We start from the raw sequence: 19,823 nt of genomic DNA, 5'->3' as shown, positions 1-19,823 counted from the left end.
GTGCAGCTCCACCGGCTGGAAGACGATGGGTGCCGGCACCGCGCCGTAGGTGGGATAGAGCCGGTTGCCGATGTCCTTGTTGCTCGCCACCGCATCGACGCGCCCGGTGGCGAGCGCGTTGAAGGCGTCCCGGTAGCTGGCCAGGGCAACGAGCTCGGCGTCGATGCCGAAGCTCTCCAGGAGCTCGTGCAGCCCGCCGCTGCCGGAGACGTTGACGCTGCCTTCGAGGGTGCCGACCCGGCGGCCGTCCAGGTCCAGGAGGGACTCGATACCGCCGTGCGGGCGCACGTACACCCGCGACCAGCTCGTCAGGACGGTCTCCTCGCAGAAGCGCATGCGCTCGGCGCGCTCCGCGGTACGCGCGACGTCGGGCATGACGTCGATCTCGCCCGCCTGCAGCCGTGCGAGGCCCTCGGACCAGGTGCCGGGTACCCATTCCAGCTGCCAGTCCTCCCGCTCGGCGATGGTCTTCAGCAGCTCTGCCCAGAAGCCCTGGGGCTCGCCGTCGCTGCCGGTGAACAGCCGCGGCGGATTGTCGTAGATACCCACGCGCACGGTGCGCGCCTGGGCGGCGACGGATGCACAGAGCAACAGCGCGAGCACCGACAGCAGCAGTGCCGGCAACCCGGTATGCCGCCGGCGTGCGGGCCGGGCGTCCTCGGCGCCGCGCAGGCACTTTCGGCGGTCCCAACGCATCGGTATCGCGCAGTCCTTCTTTATTAGCGTTATCCGTTCTGTGGCGGCGGTGGCGGCCCCCTCGACCCGACCCGCCCCTGAAGCCTAGTCGAGTCGCGGCGGTAGTGTAAAAGCCGGAACCGTCGGCGGAGGAGGCTGTCTGCCCCAGAGGGGATCACCATTGCGCCGCCTCGTGGGAGAATGGCGCATCGATCACGAACGAAAATACCGATCAGGGATATCCATGAACACGCAAAGGCCGACGGCGTGGCTGCTCTCCGCTTACCGTGCGGACAGTCATCGTGCCTGGGCGGACTGGCTCGTGCGGACCATCGATGATGTCCAGTGGAGCCGCTTCGAGCTGCCCGGCCGGCATTTCCGATGGCGCATCCGCGGCAACCCGCTGTCCTGGCTCGATACGCTGCCCGCCGAGCCGCCGGCGCTGATCGTCGCGACCTCGATGGTCGACCTCGCCACCCTGCGCGGGCTGTTCCCGGCGCTCGCGGGCGTTCCGGCGTTGCTGTATTTCCACGAGAACCAGTTCGCCTACCCGGTGAGCCCGCAGCAGGTGCGCTCGGTGGAGCCGCAGATGGTGCAGCTGTATGCCGCGCTCGCTGCCGATCGGCTGTTGTTCAACTCCGCGTTCAACCGCGAGAGCTTCCTGGAGGGCGTGGCGGCGCTGCTCGACCGGATGCCGGACGCCGTCCCGGAGGGCATCGCCGAGCGTCTGCGGCCGGCCTGCGAGGTGCTGCCCGTGCCGGTGAAACCGATTCCGCCGGCGCCGGAGCGCGACCCGCGGCTGATCCTGTGGAACCATCGCTGGGAGTACGACAAGGCCCCGGAGGTCTTCGCGGAGGCCATGATCACCCTCGCCGAGCGGGGCAACGACTTCCGGCTCGCGCTGCTCGGACCCCGCCCGCGCCATGTGCCGACGCCGCTGACCCGGCTGCGCGAGGCGCTGGGCGAGCGCATCGTTGCCGACGGTCGGGTCGAGCGGCAACGTTACCGCTCGTTGCTCGGCCAGGCCGGTATCGTGGTGAGTACGGCCCACCACGAGTTCCAGGGCCTGGGGGTGATCGAGGCCGCGAGCGCCGGCGCCTGCCCGCTGGTGCCCGACGCGCTGTGCTACCCGGAGCAGTACCCGGAGATCTATCGCTATGCCTGGAACGACGCCAACGCGCTGACCGAGCGGCTGGAGGAGTGGCTGGAGCGTGGCCTGCCGCCTGTGCCGGACGTCTCCGCCTGGCATGGCGAGCACCTGCGCGCCCGATGGGCGGAACGTATCCACACCGCGGCCGGGCTGCGCGACGGTGCGACCCGGGTGCGCCGCAACGGCTGACAGGCGTGCCCGGCGCTTTCCTCGCGCCGGGGCGGCGTGGGTATACTGCGGCAGCCTTTCATCGTTAGTGGTTCTATGGTCATGCAGGATGCACCCGGCGCCGGGGACGGCGCGGATACCCCGAGGGAGCGGATCCTCCAGGCGGCTGCGCGGCTGTTCGCCGAGCACGGCTTTCATGCCACGGGTATGAAGGAGCTGGAGCGCGAGACCGGGCTTGGCCGCAGCTCGCTCTACTACCAGTTCTCCAGCAAGGAAGAGATCCTCTTCGAGATCCTCACCCGCTACCTGCGCGCGCTCATCGCGTACGGCAACGGCCTGCTCGCCGAGCCCATGACCGCCGAGGAGCGGCTGCGTGCGCTCTCGCGCCGGGTCATGGAAACCATCGCCCACCATCGCCCGGAGCTCACGGTGTGTTTCCGCGAGCAGCACGCCATCGGTGCGGAGCGGCACGAGGCGGTTCAGGCCCTGCACCGCGACTACGAGGCGGTGTGGGCGGCGGTGCTCCAGCGCGGCGTCGACGACGGCAGCTTCCGCCGCGGCGGGCCGTTCACCGTCAAGGCCCTGCTCGGTCTTCACCACTACAGCTACCTCTGGCTCCGGCCCGATGGCAGCCGCACCCCGCGGGAGATCGCCGACGAGTTCGTCGACCTCGTCCTCGACGGCCTCGCCAGCGGCGACTGACTCCCCGTTTACCCCACTATCGCAAGGTGGCGGGAAGCGCCGGTCTCACGGCAGCCGTGAGCCCGGGTGGATACCGTTGCCCGGATCGAGCGATTTGCGGGGTCGGGTGTCCGGTTTTTGATGACACGGAAACAGGCGTGGACGCCCTTGCGCATGGCCGCCCCCAGGGTGGCCATCCTGGCTTTGCCTGCCTGCGCAGGCGCTCGCGGAACGCGCGCGTATCGGGGCCACAGGGTCGGCGGCCCAAGGCAGTCGGCGTCGCCAGCACGGCAGGACCGGATAGTGGCTGCCAGGAGCGGTCAAGCCACAACCACACGGCCGGGGCGGAATCGTGCGCAGGGTACCTGTCGGTGGTGCGAGGGTGTCGTACGGCCCCGGCACACGATCCCCGCGAAAGGCCGATTCCGCGCCCCTCCCGTGGGCGGGCGTCTCCCGGCCTTCGCCATGCCTTTCCCTGTGACTGTTGGTTGCCTTCGAGCAACCCGCCTGCGGCTGAAACGGCCGGACAGATCCCTTTCCCCTGTCCATGCCGGGGCTGACAGCGCCGCCCACGCAGTCTAAAGTGGAGTGTATGGACTGGTCGGTACAGTTCCGGCCCGTCCCGCCTTCGAAGGCGTCGCAGGGCTGACAGGGGAGGAGAAGGCATGACAAAGAAGACACGTGACGAGGGAGACACCGGCACCGACACGGCCCCGGCGGATCCCAGGCGTCGGCGCTTCATGCGGGACGCGGCGATGCTGGCAGGCGCCGCTGCGGCACCGGGTGCCGTGGGCTCCGCGCTCGCCGCGGGCAAGCCCGAGCCGCTGGCGGTGCCCTCGTGGACCACGCAGCAGGGCAGCCCGATACTCACCCCGGCCTACGGGATGCCCTCGAAGTTCGAGAAGGACGTGGTGCGCCGGCCCACCGATCTGACCCCCACGGACCTGTCCTCCTGGAGCTTCACGCCACTGCAGGACCTCAACGGGATGATCACGCCCAACGGTCTGGTCTACGAGCGTCACCACGGTGGCGTGCCGGCCATCCACCCCTCCGAGCACCGGCTGGTGGTCCACGGGCTGGTGGAGCAGCCGCTGATGTTCACCATCGACGAGCTGATGCGCTTCCCGCAGGTCTCGATGATCCGTTTCCTCGAGTGTTCCGGGAATACGCTGACGGAGTGGAAGTCCGCGACCGGCACCACGGTCCAGGACACCCACGGTCTGCTGAGCTGCTGCGAGTGGACCGGCGTGCCGCTGTCCACGGTCCTGAAGGAGGCGGGCGTGCAGCCTGAGGGCAAGTGGATCCTGGCCGAGGGCGCGGACGCCGCCGCCATGACCCGCAGCATCCCCATGGACAAGGCGATGGACGACGCGCTGCTGTGCTACGCGCAGAACGGCGAGGCGCTGCGCCCGGAGCAGGGCTATCCCCTGCGCCTGATCCTGCCGGGCTACGAGGGCAACACCCAGATCAAGTGGCTGCGGCGGCTGGAGGTCGGCAGCGAGCCGTACATGACCCGCGAGGAGACTTCCAAGTACACGGATCTCATGCCCGACGGCACGGCCCGGCAGTTCACCTACATCATGGAGGCCAAGTCCGTCATCACCTCGCCGTCCGGTGGCCAGCGTGTCGGGGGCAAGGGCTTCCACGAGATCCGCGGGCTGGCCTGGTCCGGGCGCGGCCGTATCACCCGTGTGGATGTCTCCGTCGACGGCGGCCGCAACTGGGAGACCGCGGAGCTCGACGACCCGGTGCTGCCGCGCTGCGTGACCCGGTTCCGCCTGCCGTGGCGCTGGAGCGGCGCCGAGGCGGTGCTGCAGAGCCGCGCCATCGACGAGACGGGCTACGTCCAGCCCACGCGGGAGCAGCTCATCGACGCCCGCGGGCTGGACTACGTGTATCACTACAACGGCATCCAGTCCTGGCACGTCGCGCCGGACGGGGAGGTCACCAATGTTCACGCGTAAGCATGCGATCGCGGCATTCGCCGTACTCGCCGGGCTCGCCCTCGCCGGCGCGGCAGGGGCCGCGGACAACGGGCGCACCTATGATCTCGGCACGCCGGTGACACACGAAACCATCGCCAAATGGGATATCGACGTGCCGCCGAGCGGCAAGGGCCTGCCCGAGGGCAGCGGCAGCGTCGCCCAGGGGCGCGAGGTCTATGCCAAGAACTGCGCGAGCTGCCACGGCGAGAAGGGCGAGGGCGGCCCGATGAACCGCCTGGTGGGCGGCCGGGGCACGCTGGCCTCCGATAGCCCCGTAAAGACGGTGGGCAGCTACTGGCCCGACGCGACAACGGTGTTCGACTATGTCCACCGCGCCATGCCGTTCACGGCGCCGGAGTCGTTGTCCGCGCACCAGGTGTACGCGGTGACCGCCTACCTGCTGCACCTCAACGGCATCGTGCCCGCGGATGCGACCCTCGACCGGGAATCCCTGCCCGAGGTGAAGATGCCGAACCGCGACGGCTTCGTCTCGCCCGACCCGAGGCCGGACACCGACAACACCGCCTGCATGGAGGACTGTGGCGACTGAGCCCGGCAACGGTACGGGCCCGGCGCGCGGCCGGGCCCGTGATCGCCTCCGGCGGCGGGGCTCAGCTGCCGACGCGGCCGCCGTCGGTGCGGCGCACCGCGATCAGGCTGGGCCGGGGCTGGATGACGCCGTTGCGGTCCTTCGGCGCGTTGCCGAGCTCGCCGTCCGGCCAGCTGCTGGTCGGGCCGGTGAGGTCGCCGCCGTCGCCCGGGTGCTGGATGTCGAGGAACAGCGCCGTTTCGTCCGGGTTGAACTCGCAGCCGCAGACCTCGCAGTCCACCGGACCGGCCATGAAGCGGCGTAGTTTTCCGCGCGCGGCGCCGGTGGTGGGCACGGCGAAGGTGCCGTCGTGGCCGAAGGGATTGCCGTCGGTGATGATCCAGAGATTGTGCCGGCTGTCGTGGGTGAGGTTGTCCGGGCAGCCGAAGGCGTCGACCTCCTCGGCACGGCCGTAGCCGCCGAAGTAGGTCGTGGTGTCCGCGAGGCCGCCCACCGGCGCCTCGCCCACCGCCTCGCTGAAGTGGCGCATGGTGCCCTCGCTGTCGATGAAACGACCCCTGGCCGGGTCGCCGGCGAGCAGGAATATCTCCCAGGTGAAGGTCGTGGCGCCGTGGTCGGGGCCGTCCTCGCGGATCTCGACGACGTGGCCGAGGGTGTTGTGCAGGCGCGGGTTGGCGGCGTCGGCGTTGGTGGCGTCGCGGGCGACCGGGTTGTCCGCGTCCTTGGCGTTCTTGGTCATCGCGATGTAGACACGGCCATTGAAAGGCTCGATGTCCTCGGGCCGGTCCATGGGGGTGGCGCCGGCCTGGCTCGCGGCCTCGCGGGCCATGGCGAGCACGTCCGCCTGGTTGCGGAAGCCGTTCGCCTCGGTGAGCCCGTTGCGGCCGTGCACGAGGGCCAGCCACTCGCCATTGCCGTCGCTGTCGAAGCGGGCGGCGTAGAGCGTGCCGCGGTCGAGGATGTCGTCGTCCTTGCCGGTGTCCGTGCCGACGGCATCGTCGGAGACGAACTTGTAGACGAACTCCAGGCGGGAGTCGTCGCCGGAGTAGACGGCCACGCGGCGGTCGTTGGTCAGTGTCGCGGCCGCGCACTCGTGCTTGAACCGGCCCATGGCGGTGCGTTTCTTCGGCACGTCGTCCGGGTTGAACGGATCGGTCTCCACGATCCAGCCGAAGCGGAGGATCTCGTTGGGCTCCCGGGCCAGGTCGAAGCGGGCGTCGCTCGCCCGCCCGGAACGCTCCCAGCGGCGGAAGGAGGGCCCGTCGCTGATGTAGCCGGCGACGCTGCGCACGGCCCGCGCCAGGTACGGGTCACGGGCGGCGATATCGGCGAGCACGTCGTCGTTGAAGTTGGCGAAGTACTGGTCGATGTTCTCCTCCGCCGCGAGGTAGGTGCGCCACGGGGTCTGGCCGCCGGCGCAGTTGTTGAGCGTGCCCATCACGCGGGTGCCGTCCTGGCCGATCTGGCCGGTCCCGGCGGCGAGACGGGCGCGAAGCAGATCGTGGCCGCGGGCCGGGCCGGAGATCTCGATCGGGGTCTGCGCGGTCACCCGGCGGTTGTAACGGGAGTCCCTGCGGTAGCGCCAGCCCCCGGTGGTGCGCTCCACCTCGACCACGCTGATGCCGTGGGCGTTCTGCATGACGCCGACGGCCTCGCCGCGCTGATCCTCACTCAGTCCGTCGAAGAAGGCGTCCGGGTTGCCGAAGCCGGGGAATAGCAGGTCGTCGTTGGTGTACTCGTGGTTGATGCACAGCAGGCCGCGGTCGCTGCGCCCGTCGAGGGTGAAGAAGTGCGCGGCGTCGCAGTTGTAGCCGAAGCGCTGTGCCTGCGCGTCGGCGGCGCCGGGCTGGTAGAGCCCGCCCTCGGCGATGGTGGTGGTGTCGAGGTCCTCGACGTCCGGGGTCAGGCTGTCGCCCCAGCGCGCGATGATGTCGACCGTGTAGCCCTCGGGCACCACGACCGTGTCGGCGCTGGACTGCGCGATGGGGGTGAAGCTCAGGGTGTCGGCGAGGAAGGCGTCGTCGCCGGCGGCGGCGCGGGCGTCGGACGCGATCATCATCAGGTTCGGGGCGGCCAGGATCGGTGCCGCGCCGAGGGCGCCGCGGAGCACGGACCGGCGGCTCACCCGCTGCTGGAGGACGTCGGCAAACGGTGTCTCCGGACGTGTCCGGCTCTCCAGCGGACGGTCCACGTCGTTGCCGTTATTGCCGCGGGGGGCGTCGCTGTCGGTCAGCGACGTGCGCGTGATGCGTTGCGTGTCGTCGAATGCCATAGGTGCCTCCTGCCGGCGGGTAGCGTCGTTGTGCTCTTGGCCACGATCCCTGCGCCCGCGCCCGGGTGGAGCGCCGTGACCGGGCGGGACTGGAACGTTTCGAGGCAGGAGGTTACGGCGGGCGTCTTGCGATTTGATGACGCCGGACGGCCACCAGGGGGGTGGGATCGGGGCCAGACCGGCAACGGTGCGTCCGGTGCGGGATCCGGCGTCTGCGTCGGTGCCGCTAGTGGAGCGTGCCGTAGCGCACGCGGTTGCGGCCGTCGCGCTTTGCCCGGTAGAGGGCGTCGTCCGCGGCGGCGATCAGTGTCTCCTCGTCCGGGGGGCCGGTGGTCTCGCCGGGGAGATAGGTTGCGGCGCCGATGCTCACGCTCATTGCCCGCTTCAGCCCGGAGATCGCTTCCACGGCTGAGCGCAGCCGTTCACAGGCGGTCGCGGAGGCCTCGTTGCCCGTCTCCGGCATGATCAGCACGAACTCCTCGCCGCCGTAGCGGGCCAGGAAATCCGAGTCGCGGGTGAAGCCGTTCATGGCGTCGGCGACGGCCTGCAGGGCATCGTCACCGGCCGGATGGCCGAAACGGTCGTTGTACTGCTTGAACAGGTCGACGTCGATGAGCGCCACCGACACCGCGTGGCCGCCGCGCCGGCTGGCCGCCAGGGCCTCGGTGAGGCGCTGCTGGAAGGCGCGCCGGTTGGGCAGGCCCGTGAGTGAATCGGCCAGGGCGAACGCGGTGAGCTTGTGGTTGGCCAGCTCCAGCTCCGCGCGCTGGCGTTCCAGCTCCATGCGGTTGTGTTTGACCTCGGTGATGTCCAGGAGCTGGGCGATGAAGTACCGTGCCTCGCCTTCGTTGCCGCGGACCAGCGACGCGCTGACCAGACACCACAGCGTCTCGCCCATCGCGTTGACGTAGCGTTTCTCCAACCGGTAGGACCGCCTCTGGCCGGCGCGCATCTCCGCCAGCAGGTCCTGGCCCAGGTCGACGTCCTCCGGGTGTGCGAATTCCCGGGTATCGCGGCCGAACAGTTCGTCCTCGCGGTAGCCGAACATCTCCAGCAGGGCACGGTTGGCACGGAGTATGTGTCCCTCCGTGTCCACGAGCAGCATGCCGACCGGGGCGAACTCGAAGGCGCTTTCGAAGAGCTCGTTACTCTGTTCCAGGTGCGTGATCGCCTCCTCTCGCTGCTGTTGCAGGACGTCTCTCTCGATGACCTGACCGAGACCCTGCGCCATCAGTTCCACGAACTCGGTGTCCGCCTTGCTGAAGGGAATGGTGCGTGGTGCGATGGCGGAGAAGTTGATCGTGCCCCAGATCCGGCCGTTTACCCGGATCGGTGCGCCGATGTAGCTCTCCAGGTGCATCTCCCGGTAGACCGGGTGCTCCCTCATTGCCGGGTCGCTGCCGACGTGGTTGTAGGTTACCGCCGCGCCGGTGCCAACGACCCGGGCGCAGTAGGTGTCGCCGAGCTCGAAGACGTCGTCTTTCGCGATGCCGTGCTCGGCCGGCTGGACCGCGCGGACCGTGTAGCGGCAGTCGTCGATGTGACTGACGATGCCGATGTCCATGCCCATGAGCCTGAGACCGGCGGTGAGGTGGGCGGTGTACCGGCTCGGATAGTCCGGGTAACGGCTGATCTGCAGGCGATAGAGTTCGCGCAGGCGGTGTACGTATCCGGTTTGTTCGTCTTCTTCCGTCGAACTCATAGGCGTGTCGCTGCCATGGGCGTCGTCGCAAAGGTCCGGCAGTGTCGGATAACCCCGAGCGAAGAGGTACGGGCGATGCCCATACGCCGGTATTGGTACCGTCGCTCTGCCCGGGAGCATAACGCCCGTGCCCGCCTGGGTCATGTCATGACCCGGACGGGCCAGCGGAGTGCGGTGGACTCGGGCGAGCGGGTGGTACCGCGGCCGCAGCCCATTCAGCCCGGTTGTGCCCGGGGGCTAGAACGCCCTGAGACTGGCGATGGCCAGGTGCATGCCCTGCACGAGCACGATGACCAGGATCAGGGATACCGGATAGACCGAGGAATAGGCGACCACCGGGCGCTCGGAGCTGTCCACCTGGCGGATGATGTCGAGGCCCGGCGTGAAGGTCATGCCGCCGCAGATCACACCGAAGCACTCGCTGATGGGGATGCGGAGCAGGTAGTGGCCCACCAGGAAGCTCCCGGCCATGGGGACCACGGCGAAGGCCACGGCGTAGAACGCGTAATAGATGGCCTGTGCGTCGAGGGCGTCGACGAAGCTCTGGCCCGTCTCCAGACCGACCTGCACGAAGAACAGGGCCAGGCCGAACTCCTTGAGCACGGCGGTGGCGTTGCGCGGGAAGCGGCCGATGAAATTGCCGATGTGGCCGAAGTGCCCGAAGATCAGCCCGGAGACCAGTGCGCCGCCCGCGAGTCCCAGGGAGAACTGGCCCAGGGTGGGGATCGGGATGATCACCCCGCCGATGGCGAAGGCCAGGAACAGCGTCGCCGCCAGTGAGCCGATGTCCACCCGGCGCTGCACGGTGTGGTGCTCGTGGCCGAGGAAGAGCTCGAGCTGATCGAGCTGGTAGGGCGTGCCCACGGCCACGACCACGTCCCCGTATTCCAGGGTGAGGTCGTGGCGCGGGACGAACTCCACGTTGGAGCGCACCACCCGGGTGAGCGAGACGTTGTAGCGCAGACGGATGCCCAGGTCGCTGAGCGAGCGGTTGACCACCGAGAGGTTCTCCACCGCGATGGAACGGGTGTCGAGCTCGGCGTTCTCGTCGAAGCTCTCCTGGATCTCCTCGCCGAGGGCCGGCCCGACCCGTTCGACGTCCTCGGCCCGGCCCTCCAGGCGGACCACGTCGCCGACGAGGATCGGGGTGTTGCCGCCGGCGGGCAGCATCGAGAGGTCGCGTAACACCCCGGAGACGACGACGTCGTTCTCGGTGAGCACGTCGAGGTCGCGGATCAGGCGGCCGTTGTAGTCTGCGTTGTTCACCTTGTAGACCGCGGTGTGGACGTCGGAATGGGCGTTGAGCTCCTCGGCGACCTGACGGCGGAGCAGCTTCACGGCGACCGTGATGAACAGGATCACGCCGAGCAGGCCGAAGGGATAGGCCACGCCGTAGCCGAAGATCACCTGCTCGTCGGGGCTGAACTGCAGCGCGCTGATGAGCGCCGGACTGGAGGTGAAGGACCCGGCGAACAGCCCCAGGCCGATGCCCATGGGCACGCCGGTGGCCACCACGATCGCGACCACCGTGACGCCCGCGATGGCGAGCAGCGCGAGCACGTTCACGATGTATTCCCGCGCATGCTGGCGGAAGGCGCGGAAGAAGCTCGGTCCGGCCTCCAGCCCCACCGAGAGCAGGAACAGCACGATGCCCAGGTCCTGGAGGATGGTGACCGGCTCGAACTGCCAGAAGTAGCCGGCGACCATGGCGGCGATCAGCACCCCGCTGGAGCCGAAGCCCACGCCCTTGATCCGCAGGTTACCGAAGGCGATGCCGACCAGGATCACCAGGAAGTTGATCAGCAGGTCGGTCTTCTGAAAGAAGAACTGGAAGGCGTAGAGGCCGTCGGTTTCCGGCATCGGGCGGTCCCTGTCGATGGCAGGCGTGTCGTTTCAGCCGTGTCTTAGCATTCGCAACACGGCGCTGCAACAATGGACCCCGGCGGCGCGGCCGCGCCGCTGCACGATACGGCCACAGGGAGCGAGCGCATTGACGGATCAGCGAGCGGTCATCGAGTTCCTGGCAGACCCGGGAACGCACGGCCTGGGGGCGGGCGAGGTCACCCGTATCGACACCCACAGTGCGGTGGTCTTCCTCGCCGGCGAGCGCGTCTACAAGATCAAGCGCGCCGTCGACCTCGGGTTCCTGGACTTCTCCACGCTCGCCGCGCGCGAGCGTTTCTGCCGCGCCGAGGTCGAGCTCAACCGCCGCACCGCGCCGGCGCTCTACCTCGGGGTGTCCGCCGTCAACCGGGATGCGAACGGCCGTCTCACCCTGGACGGTCCGGGTAACGTCGAGGAGTACGTGGTCGTGCTGCGCCGCTTCGAGCAGGACACGCTCTTCGACCGCATGGCGGCGCGCGGTGGGCTCGACGTGCCGCTGATGATCCGCCTCGCCGACCGCATCGCCGCCTTTCACGGCGAGGCGGCCGTGGTTGCGGACGGGGCGGGCGCCGACGCCGTGCGCGCCACCGTCGAGGGCAACCGCGGGAGCTTCGCCGCGCTGCCCGCAGGGATCCTCGATGCCGATACCGCGGAGACCCTCACACGGGATTGCCTGGCGGCCGTGGGCCGGCTGGGCGGGTGCCTCGACCGGCGTGCCCGGGATGGCCGCGTGCGCCGCTGCCACGGCGATCTCCACCTGCGCAATATCTGCCTGTTCGAGGGCGAACCCACGGTGTTCGACTGCATCGAGTTCAACCGCTCGCTCTCGGACATCGATGTCCTCTACGATCTCGCCTTCCTGCTCATGGACCTCTGGCACCGGGACCTCCCCGGGCTCGCCAACGCGGTGTTCAACCGCTACCTGGACCGGCGTGACGAGGCCGACGGCGTCGCCGCGCTGCCGCTGTTCATGGCCATGCGTGCCGCCATCCGTGCCCACGTGGGGGCCCGCGCGGCCGGGGTGCAGCGCGAGCGAGCGGCGGGCGAGGCCCAGGCCGACGAGGCGCGGGCGTACCTGGCCCTCGCCGCCCGGGCGCTGGAGGCCGTGCCGCCGCGGCTGGTGGCGGTGGGCGGCTTTAGTGGCACAGGCAAGTCGAGCCTCGCCTACGCCCTTGCCCCCGGGCTGGGCGTCGCGCCCGGGGCGCGGGTGCTGCGCAGCGACGTCTTCCGCAAGCGCCGTTTCGGCTGCGCGCCCGAGGCGGCCCTGCCGGACGACGCGTACCGGCCCGAGGTGTCTGAGGCCGTGTACGCCGGGGTGCTAGAGCGCGCGGGCGAGCTGCTCGCCGACGGCCACAGCGTGGTGCTGGACATGGTCTTCGACCGGCCGGACGACCGCGCCGCGGCCGAGGCCGTGGCCGCGACCCACGGTGTGCCGTTCACGGGGTTCTGGCTGACCGCCCCGAGGGATGTCCTCGTCGAACGGGTGCGCCGGCGCAGTGACGATGCCTCCGATGCCACGGTCGCCGTGCTCGACCGCCAGCTTGCCCGCGGCGCCGGTGAACCGGACTGGCGGCAGCTGGACGCCACGCGGCCCGTGGAGGCGCTCAGGCGCGAGGCAGAGTCGCTGCTGGCCGGTCCGGGCTAGCCGGCTGCGGCCGGACCGGCGCGGCAACGGCGCAGGACGAGGCTCGGGTAGGTCGCGCGCCGCAGGCGTGCGACATTCCGGACCGGTCCCGGCAGCGTCGCACACGGGCTGCGACCACGCATGGCCTTGTATGTTGACGCCGGTAGGTCGGCTGCCCGCAGGCAGCCGACGTCCTGCCATACCCGCCGTGGACCGGCCATGCGCCGGTAACCGGCACAGGCCTCGAAGCTGTTGGCTGCCAGGAGCAGCCAACCTGCGGGTGGCATGGTATATCCCGGCCGGAACCGGCGGAGCCGCTGGAGGTGGTACTGGAGACGGGCTCGCGGGTGCGCTACTGGGCACGGCGTCTGCATGCTCAGGGGGTGGAGGTGCGGTTGTTGCCGGCGCAGCGCGTGTGCGAGCACCGCAGCTCGGGTAGGTCGGCTGCTCTTGGCAACCGACAGCCGCGATGATGTCGCTCACGTGGCGGAGCGACACCGGCGCCGGCAATGAGGCACGGCACTGCCCGACAGACGAGGTCAGGGCAGACAACGGCCGGCAGGTCGTCAGGTTTTCCCGGTAACCCGCAAGTAAACTGGCAAAAACCTCCCGGACAAGATCCAGGATCGTGCACGGCCGACAGGCCCTAGACGTCGTCCCGCCGGAGTAGTGTGCGGAATGATGTGCACAAGCTAGAGCGAGGTGAGCGGCCATGGTATTCGGGTTGGTTGACCGACCACCTGAATCCCCTTGGGAGGGCGAAGCCATGGCCACTCACACTCGAAAGGCTACTGCGAGCGGCGAGGCGCTGGAGGCGCAGATGCAGGAGTTGCTCAAGGCCGCGCCTGGCGAGCGTACCGAGGCGCGCGAGGGCTACCGAGCCGGCCACTACGCGGGCTCATTCGATGCCGGCCCGTGGCGCAGCGACCTGTGCCACCTCGATGAGGCACTGATACATAAGTGCAGCCGGGGGTCCTTCACACTAGCCGGCCGCGGCCAGGCTCGCGCGGAAGCGGTACAGGGCGAAACTGAAGAACACCAGCGCCAGCCCGGTTATCGCCAGCAGGTCCGGCCATACGAGGTCGATGCCCGCGCCGCGATAGAGCACGGCCTGGGCGAAGCGCACGAAGTGCGCCGCGGGCAGGGCCTGCATCAGTGCCTGCAGGATCTCGGGCATGCTCTCCATCGGGGTCGTGGCCCCGGAGAGCAGGATCATTACGATGAATACCGGGATCGCGAGCAGCCCGAACTGCGGCATCGAGCGTGCCAGCGTCGCCAGCAGGATCCCCAGTGCGGTGGTGGCGAACAGGTACAGTGCCGCACCACAGAGGAACAGCGGGATCGAGCCGGCCACGGGCACGCCCAGCCACCATCGAACCACAACGTTGAGCGAGACGGTCGCCGCGATCAGGATCACCAGGGCGTTGGCCCAGACCTTGGCGAGCATGATCTCCGCCGCGCTCAGCGGCATCACCAGCAGGTGTTCCAGGGTCCCGTGCTCGCGTTCACGGATCACCGCCGCCCCCACCAGGACGATGGAGAGGATGGTGATGCTGTTGCTGATCTGCATCACCGCGGTGAACCATTTCACCTCCAGGTTCGGGTTGAAGCGTGCGCGGGTCACCCAGTCCACCGGCAGGCTCGTCGAGGCGTCCTCGCGGCTGACGAAGCGGCGCGTCTCCTGGGAGACGATCTCCTGGACGTAGGCGGCGCCTATCCCGGCCTGGCTCATGGCGGTGGCGTCCACCAGTATCTGCACCGCGGGCTGCCTGCCGGAGAGCACGTCGGTCTCGAAATCCGGCGGAATGTCGACCACGAAGGTGTAGTGGCCGTTGTCCATGGTGCGGTCGATCGATCGCGGTGCGATCTCCTCTGCCGGCTGGAAGTAGGGCGGCAGGAAGGCGTCCGTGATCGAGCGCGACAGCGACGAGTGGTCCTCGTCCACCACCGCGATGGAGGCGTTGTCCACGCCCATCTTGAGCCCGTTCGCCACCGCGTAGACCGCGGCCGTGAATGCGTAGACGATGAGCACCAGCATCACCGGATCCCGGCCGAGGCTCGCCAGCTCCTTCAGACCCAGCCAGAAGATATTCTGCAGCCGCCGCATCGCCTCAGCGCTCCTGCTTCGGCAGCAGTGCCGTCGCCACCAGCATGAAGCCGCTCGCGAAGGCCGCCAGGGCGAGATACTCCGGGAGCATGGCGCCGGCCCCGAGGCCCTTGGCGAAGGTACCCACGCTGATGGTCTGGAACCAGGATGCCGGGAACGACACGCCGATGGTGTGGGGCGCCGCGTCAAGCCCGGATACCGGGGACATGAACCCGGAGAAGTTGATCGAGGGAATCACGGTGATGATCGCCGCGGCGAACAGCGCGGCCACCTGGCTGCGCACGAAGCTCGATATCAGCAGCCCCAGCCCGGTGCTGGCGAACACGTACAGCACGGCACCGAGAATCAGCGCCAGCGGGCTGCCCGTGAACGGCACACCGAAGAGTGTGAGCGCCAGCGCCACCAGGGTGACAAAGCTCATCAGTGCCACCGCAACGTAGGGCAGCTGTTTGCCGATCAGGAATTCGGGCCGCCGGGTCGGCGTGGCGTAGACGTTGGTGATCGAGCCCATCTCCTTCTCCCGGACCACGCCCACGGCGGTGAGCATCGCGGGTACGATCATGAGCAGCAGCATGATCACGCCGGGGGTGATCGCGTTGGCGCTCTCGAAGGCCTGGTTGTAGCGCAGCCGGGTGATCGTCGTCGCCGGCGAGGCGGCGGCCAGGGCCTCCGGATGCGCCCGGTAGAGGTCCTCGACGTACTCCTGGAGTACGCCGCTGACGTAGCCGCGGGTGGTCTCGGCGCGGAACGGCATGGCCCCGTCGATCCAGATGCCCAGCTCCGGGCGATTGCCGGCCAGCAGGTCGTGGCCGTACTCCGGCGGGATTACCAGCGCGACCAGCAGCTCCCCACTGGCGAGCCGCCGCTCCATGTCCGCGTCGTCGGCGATCGGGGCGCGCTCCTCGAAGTAGCGCGAGCCCCGGAAGTGCTCCAGCAGTTGCCGGCTCTCGGTGGAGCGATCGTGGTCGAGCACGGCGAAGGGCATGTTGTCCACGTCGAAGGAGATGCCGTAGCCGAAGGCGATCATCAGCAGCAGCGGGCCGAACAGCGCGAAGGCCAGCCGTATCGGGTCGCGCCGCAGCTCCAGTGCCTCGCGCCAGGTGAAGGCGGCGAGCCGGCGGAGCCCGGCGGGCAGCCTCGTGTGGCTGCGCCTGGCGGCCGGTGCGGCGGCCTCGCCGGCGTCCGGCTGTTCCCCCGGTGGTTCGGCCTCTTCGAGATAGGCGATGAATGCCGTCTCGAGGTCGTCGGCGTTGCGGGTTTCGCGCAGGCGCTGCGGCGTGTCCACGGCGAGCACGCGGCCGGCGTGCATCAGCGAGATGCGGTCGCACCGTGCCGCCTCGTTCATGAAGTGGGTGGACAGGAAGATCGTCACGCCGTCCTCGCGGGCGAGCCGGATGAGCTCGCGCCAGAAGGCGTCGCGGGCGACCGGGTCGACACCGGAGGTGGGCTCGTCGAGGATCAGCAGCTCCGGGCCGTGGATGAGTGCCACCGCCAGCGACAGGCGCTGGCGCACCCCCAGGGGCAGGGCGCCGGGCAGGGTGTCCGCGACGTTCTCCAGGCGGAACCGGCGCAGGCTCTCCGCGACCCGCTCGCCGACGGCGGCGGCCGGCAGGTGGAACAGCCGCGCGTGCAGCGCCAGGTTCTGGCGCACGGTGAGCTCCTCGTAGAGCGAGAACGACTGGGACATGTAGCCCACGCGCTCGCGGGCGCGCAGCCCCGTGCCCACGGGCTCGCCCAGGACCCGCGCCTCACCCGCGCTCGCCGGCAGCAGCCCGGTGAGCATCTTCATGGTGGTGGTCTTGCCACAGCCGTTGGAGCCGAGGAAGCCGAAGATCTCGCCGCGGCGGATGCGGAAGCTCACATCGTCCACGGCGGTGAAGCTGCCGAACCGGCGGGTGAGGTGCTCGGCCTCGATGACCACCGGCGTGTCGTCCGCCGGGGGCGGTGGGACGGTGACGCCGGCGGTCTCGCCGTCGGCGGCGTCCGGCATCAGCGCGACGAAGGCGGACTCCAGGTCCTGCGTGCCCGTGTGCTCGCGCAGCGCCGCCGGCGTGCCCGTGGCGAGGACCCGGCCGCCGTGCATGGCCACGAGGTGGTCGAAACGCTCGGCCTCCTCCATGTACGCGGTTGCCACGACCACGCTCATGCCCGGGCGGCGTTCGCGGATACCGTCGAGCAGGGCCCAGAACTGGCGGCGCGAGAGCGGGTCGACGCCGGTGGTGGGCTCATCGAGGATGAGCAGGTCCGGGTCGTGGATGAGTGCGCAGCACAGCCCGAGCTTCTGCTTCATGCCGCCGGAGAGCTTGCCGGCCGGGCGGTCGGCGAAGGGCAGCAGTCCGGTGGCGTCCAGCAGCCGTTGGGCGCGGGCGCGCCGTTCCGCCGGGGGCTGGGCGAACAGCCGGCCGAAGAAGTCCACGTTCTCCGCCACGCTCAGGGTGGGGTAGAGGTTGCCGCCGAGCCCCTGGGGCATGTAGGCGATGCGCTCGCACACCGCCCGGCGGTGGGCCGCGCTCGCCATGTCCCCGTCCAGCGCATGGAGCGTGCCCGCCTGCAGCCGGCGAACGCCGGCGAGCAGGCCGAGCAGGGTGGACTTGCCCACCCCGTCCGGTCCGATCAGGCCCACCAGTTCGCCCGCGGGTACGTCCAGGTCCACGGCCTCCAGCGCGGTGGTGTCGCCGTAGCGGTGGGTGATGCCGTGCAGGCTCGCGACGTTCATCGCCGGTACCCCCGGCGGTGTCGGTGCCGCGTCCGCCGGTCCGCGACGGGATCGCGTGGCACGCCCCGGCCGGCCACGGTCACTGCTCCGGGGCCGGCTCGGGCAGCCGTGTCGTCAGCCACTCGGGCCAGGGCGTGTCGCGGCCCAGGCGCACGTAGCCCATGCCGGGCAGGCCCGTCTTGACCAGGTCGGCGTACTCGGTGAGCACGTCCTCCGGCACCCGCAGCTTGACCCGGAACATCAGCCGGGCACGCTGCGCGTCGGTCTCGACGTGCTTGGGGGTGAACTGGGCGTCCGAGGCGACGAAGCTCACCCGCGCCGGGATCACGTATTCCTCGGCGGCGTCCAGGATGATCCGTGCCTCGCCCCCCAGGGGCAGGCGGCCCGCCTGGCGGGTGGGCAGGAAGATCGTCATGTAGACGTCCTGGAGGTTGAGCAGCGTGAGCACCCGCCCGCCGGAGGCCAGTACCTCGCCGGGCTGTGCCAGGCGGTACTGGATGCGGCCGGCCACCGGGGCCTTGAGGGTGTAGTCGCGGCGCTGGGCCTGGAGACGCTCCAGCTGTGCCTGGGCGGCGTCCACGCCGCCCTGCCGGGTGTCGATGGCGGCGCGGGCGGCCGCGACCGCCGCGCGGGCGTTGTCACGGGCGGCGGTGCGCTGGTCGAGCAGGTCCTCCGAGACGTGGCCGCGCTCGTAGAGGGTCTGCGTGCGTTCGAGCTCGCGCTGGGCGAGGGTGAGCTCGGTCTGCTTCGCGGCCCGGTTGGCCCGGGCCTCGGCGAGCTGCTGCCTGGCCTGGTTGACGTTGGCCTCGGCCTGGCGGATCTGGGCGTCCAGCTCCTCGGTATCCAGCCGTGCCACGACCTCGCCGGCATCGACCCAGTCGCCTTCCTCCACGGTGATCGCCGCCAGCCGGCCGGCGTACTTGGTGGCGATGTCCACCCGTTCCGCCTCGACGCGGCCGTTGGCCGCGGCAATTCCGGCCGGAAGGGGGGTCGGGCGGAGCCAGAAATAGTAGTAGGCGGCCCCGGCCGCGCCGGCGATGACGACGAGCGCGGCGAGCAGTGCAAGGCGACGTTTCATTCCCCACTCCTCGGGAACGTGTTCAGGGCGCGCGACGGCGCCGCGCGGCTGGTCACAAGGATACGCCGACGGCGCTGCAGGGCGTCAACGCGCCCGCCCGCCGTCAGGCGGGATCCTCGCCGCCGAGCGCCCACGCCGCCGGGGTGTCGCACAGGGGCAGCTCCAGGGCCGGACGTGCGGTCTCGATGTTGCGCCGGGCGGCGTGCAGGGCACTGCGCACGCCTTCCTCGATAACCGGGTGGTAGAAGGGCATCTGCAGGGCATCGTCCACGCTCAGGCGTTGCTCCACCGCCCAGGCGAGGAGGTGGGCGACGTGCTCGCCGTCCGGGATCGCCATCTCTGCGCCGAGCAGACGGCCGTCGTGGCGGTCGGCGTAGACGCGCAGGCGACCGGCGTTGCGCCCCATCATCACGGCGCGGCCCTGGCCGGAGAAGTCGGCGTCGCCCGTGACGAACCGCTCGGCGGGGAGCTGGGCGTAGCCGAGGCCGACCCGTGCGGCCTGGGGCTCGCTGAACACGATCGCCAGCGGCGTGCGCCGGCCGACGCACCCGGCATCGGGGTTGAGGGCGTGATAGGCGGCGATGCGGCCCTCGTCCGCGGCCTCGTGCATGAGCGGCTGGGCGGCGTTGACGTCGCCGGCGATGTAGACCGGCAGTTCGCCGAGGCGCAGGGTCAGGGGATCGAACTGCGGCATACCGTGGTCGTCGAGGGGCACCTCCAGCGCCTCCAGACCGAGGCCGTCGATGTTGGGCCGGCGGCCGAGGGCGGCGAGCACCCAGTCCACCTCGCGGCTGTCGCCGTTGGCAAGCACGCGCACGGTGTCCCCGTCCCCCGCCTCGAGGGCGACATCCGCGCCCGTGGTGACGGACATCGAGCGCTTCAGCCCCGCGATGAGGGCCTCGTTGACGGCTGGGTCCGAGAGGCCGCCGACGAACACCGAGCGGGTGTAGCCGTGGACCTCCAGCCCGAGCTGGCCGAGGCCCTGGCCGAGCTCCGCGCCGATGGCGCCGAGCCCCACCACCGCGACGCGGTGGCCGAGATCGGTCTGCTCGAAGAAGTCGTCCGTGGTGAGCACCCGGTGGCCGAGATCGCGCCAGGGGGCCGGCATCACGGGGCGGCTGCCCGTGGCGATCACGATGGCGTCCGCCTCCACGCGCTCGTTGCCGACGGCCAGGGTGTTGGCGTCCAGGAACCGCGGCCGGCCGCGGAGGCTGCGCTCGCCGAGTGAGCG

The 19,823-nt window shown here is 70.1% G+C and carries 13 protein-coding genes; 5 read left to right on the top strand and 8 right to left on the bottom strand.

The genetic code is table 11. The annotated features are described in order from the left end of the window. The coding region (locus G7A99_RS04955) for a transporter substrate-binding domain-containing protein (RefSeq protein WP_163139086.1) at window positions 1–696 on the bottom strand (696 nt) is incomplete at its 3' end. A gap of 223 nt (window positions 697–919) precedes the next feature. Between G7A99_RS04955 and G7A99_RS04950 the strand changes: the two genes are divergently transcribed. The 4 genes from G7A99_RS04950 to G7A99_RS04935 all read left to right on the top strand — a co-directional run bounded on the left by G7A99_RS04950 (window position 920) and on the right by G7A99_RS04935 (window position 5,209). Continuing rightward, the gene (locus G7A99_RS04950) at window positions 920–2,014 is read left to right on the top strand and encodes a DUF3524 domain-containing protein (protein WP_018718465.1); all 1,095 of its coding nucleotides are present in this window, start codon (window positions 920–922) and stop codon (window positions 2,012–2,014) included. 81 nt (window positions 2,015–2,095) lie between these two features. Next, entirely contained in the window at window positions 2,096–2,695 is a 600-nt protein-coding gene (locus G7A99_RS04945) for a TetR/AcrR family transcriptional regulator (protein ID WP_040409495.1), read from the top strand. Between the two features lie 644 nt (window positions 2,696–3,339). Beyond that, on the top strand, window positions 3,340–4,638 hold the full coding sequence (soxC, locus tag G7A99_RS04940) for a sulfite dehydrogenase (RefSeq protein WP_018718463.1): 1,299 nt from the start codon (window positions 3,340–3,342) through the stop codon (window positions 4,636–4,638). Beyond that, window positions 4,625–5,209, top strand: a complete 585-nt coding sequence (locus G7A99_RS04935) for a c-type cytochrome (protein WP_018718462.1) — start codon at window positions 4,625–4,627, stop codon at window positions 5,207–5,209. Before soxC ends, G7A99_RS04935 begins: the two co-directional genes overlap by 14 nt. Window positions 5,210–5,270: 61 nt before the next feature. Here G7A99_RS04935 and G7A99_RS04930 read toward each other — a convergent pair whose 3' ends face one another. The 3 genes from G7A99_RS04930 to G7A99_RS04920 form a co-directional block, all read right to left on the bottom strand. Then, window positions 5,271–7,481 carry a PhoX family phosphatase gene (locus G7A99_RS04930; RefSeq protein WP_018718461.1) on the bottom strand — a complete coding sequence of 737 codons (2,211 nt, stop codon included), beginning with the start codon at window positions 7,479–7,481 and terminating at the stop codon, window positions 5,271–5,273. Between the two features lie 226 nt (window positions 7,482–7,707). Beyond that, entirely contained in the window at window positions 7,708–9,183 is a 1,476-nt protein-coding gene (locus G7A99_RS04925) for a sensor domain-containing diguanylate cyclase (RefSeq protein ID WP_163139085.1), read from the bottom strand. 237 nt (window positions 9,184–9,420) lie between these two features. Further along, the gene (locus tag G7A99_RS04920; RefSeq protein ID WP_163139084.1) at window positions 9,421–11,043 is read right to left on the bottom strand and encodes an aspartate:alanine exchanger family transporter; all 1,623 of its coding nucleotides are present in this window, start codon (window positions 11,041–11,043) and stop codon (window positions 9,421–9,423) included. A 130-nt stretch (window positions 11,044–11,173) separates the two neighbouring features. On the opposite strand from G7A99_RS04920, the gene G7A99_RS04915 reads away from it, so the two are divergent. Then, entirely contained in the window at window positions 11,174–12,712 is a 1,539-nt protein-coding gene (locus G7A99_RS04915) for a bifunctional aminoglycoside phosphotransferase/ATP-binding protein (RefSeq protein ID WP_163139083.1), read from the top strand. Window positions 12,713–13,673: 961 nt separating this feature from the next. On the opposite strand, the gene G7A99_RS04910 is transcribed toward G7A99_RS04915, so the two are convergent. The 4 genes from G7A99_RS04910 to G7A99_RS04895 all read right to left on the bottom strand — a co-directional run. Further along, the gene (locus G7A99_RS04910; protein ID WP_018718456.1) at window positions 13,674–14,798 is read right to left on the bottom strand and encodes an ABC transporter permease; all 1,125 of its coding nucleotides are present in this window, start codon (window positions 14,796–14,798) and stop codon (window positions 13,674–13,676) included. Window positions 14,799–14,802: 4 nt separating this feature from the next. Next, window positions 14,803–17,514 carry a ribosome-associated ATPase/putative transporter RbbA gene (rbbA, locus tag G7A99_RS04905; RefSeq protein WP_163139082.1) on the bottom strand — a complete coding sequence of 904 codons (2,712 nt, stop codon included), beginning with the start codon at window positions 17,512–17,514 and terminating at the stop codon, window positions 14,803–14,805. Window positions 17,515–17,593: 79 nt separating this feature from the next. Beyond that, a complete protein-coding gene (locus tag G7A99_RS04900; protein WP_163139081.1) occupies window positions 17,594–18,592 on the bottom strand; it encodes an HlyD family secretion protein in 999 nt (332 codons plus the stop codon). Window positions 18,593–18,695: 103 nt separating this feature from the next. Continuing rightward, window positions 18,696–19,823: FAD-dependent oxidoreductase (locus G7A99_RS04895; protein WP_163139080.1), on the bottom strand; the 1,128-nt coding region annotated here is incomplete at its 5' end.

This window comes from Arhodomonas sp. KWT, from assembly GCF_010993615.1.
This window is presented reverse-complemented; position numbering and strand designations above follow the sequence as displayed.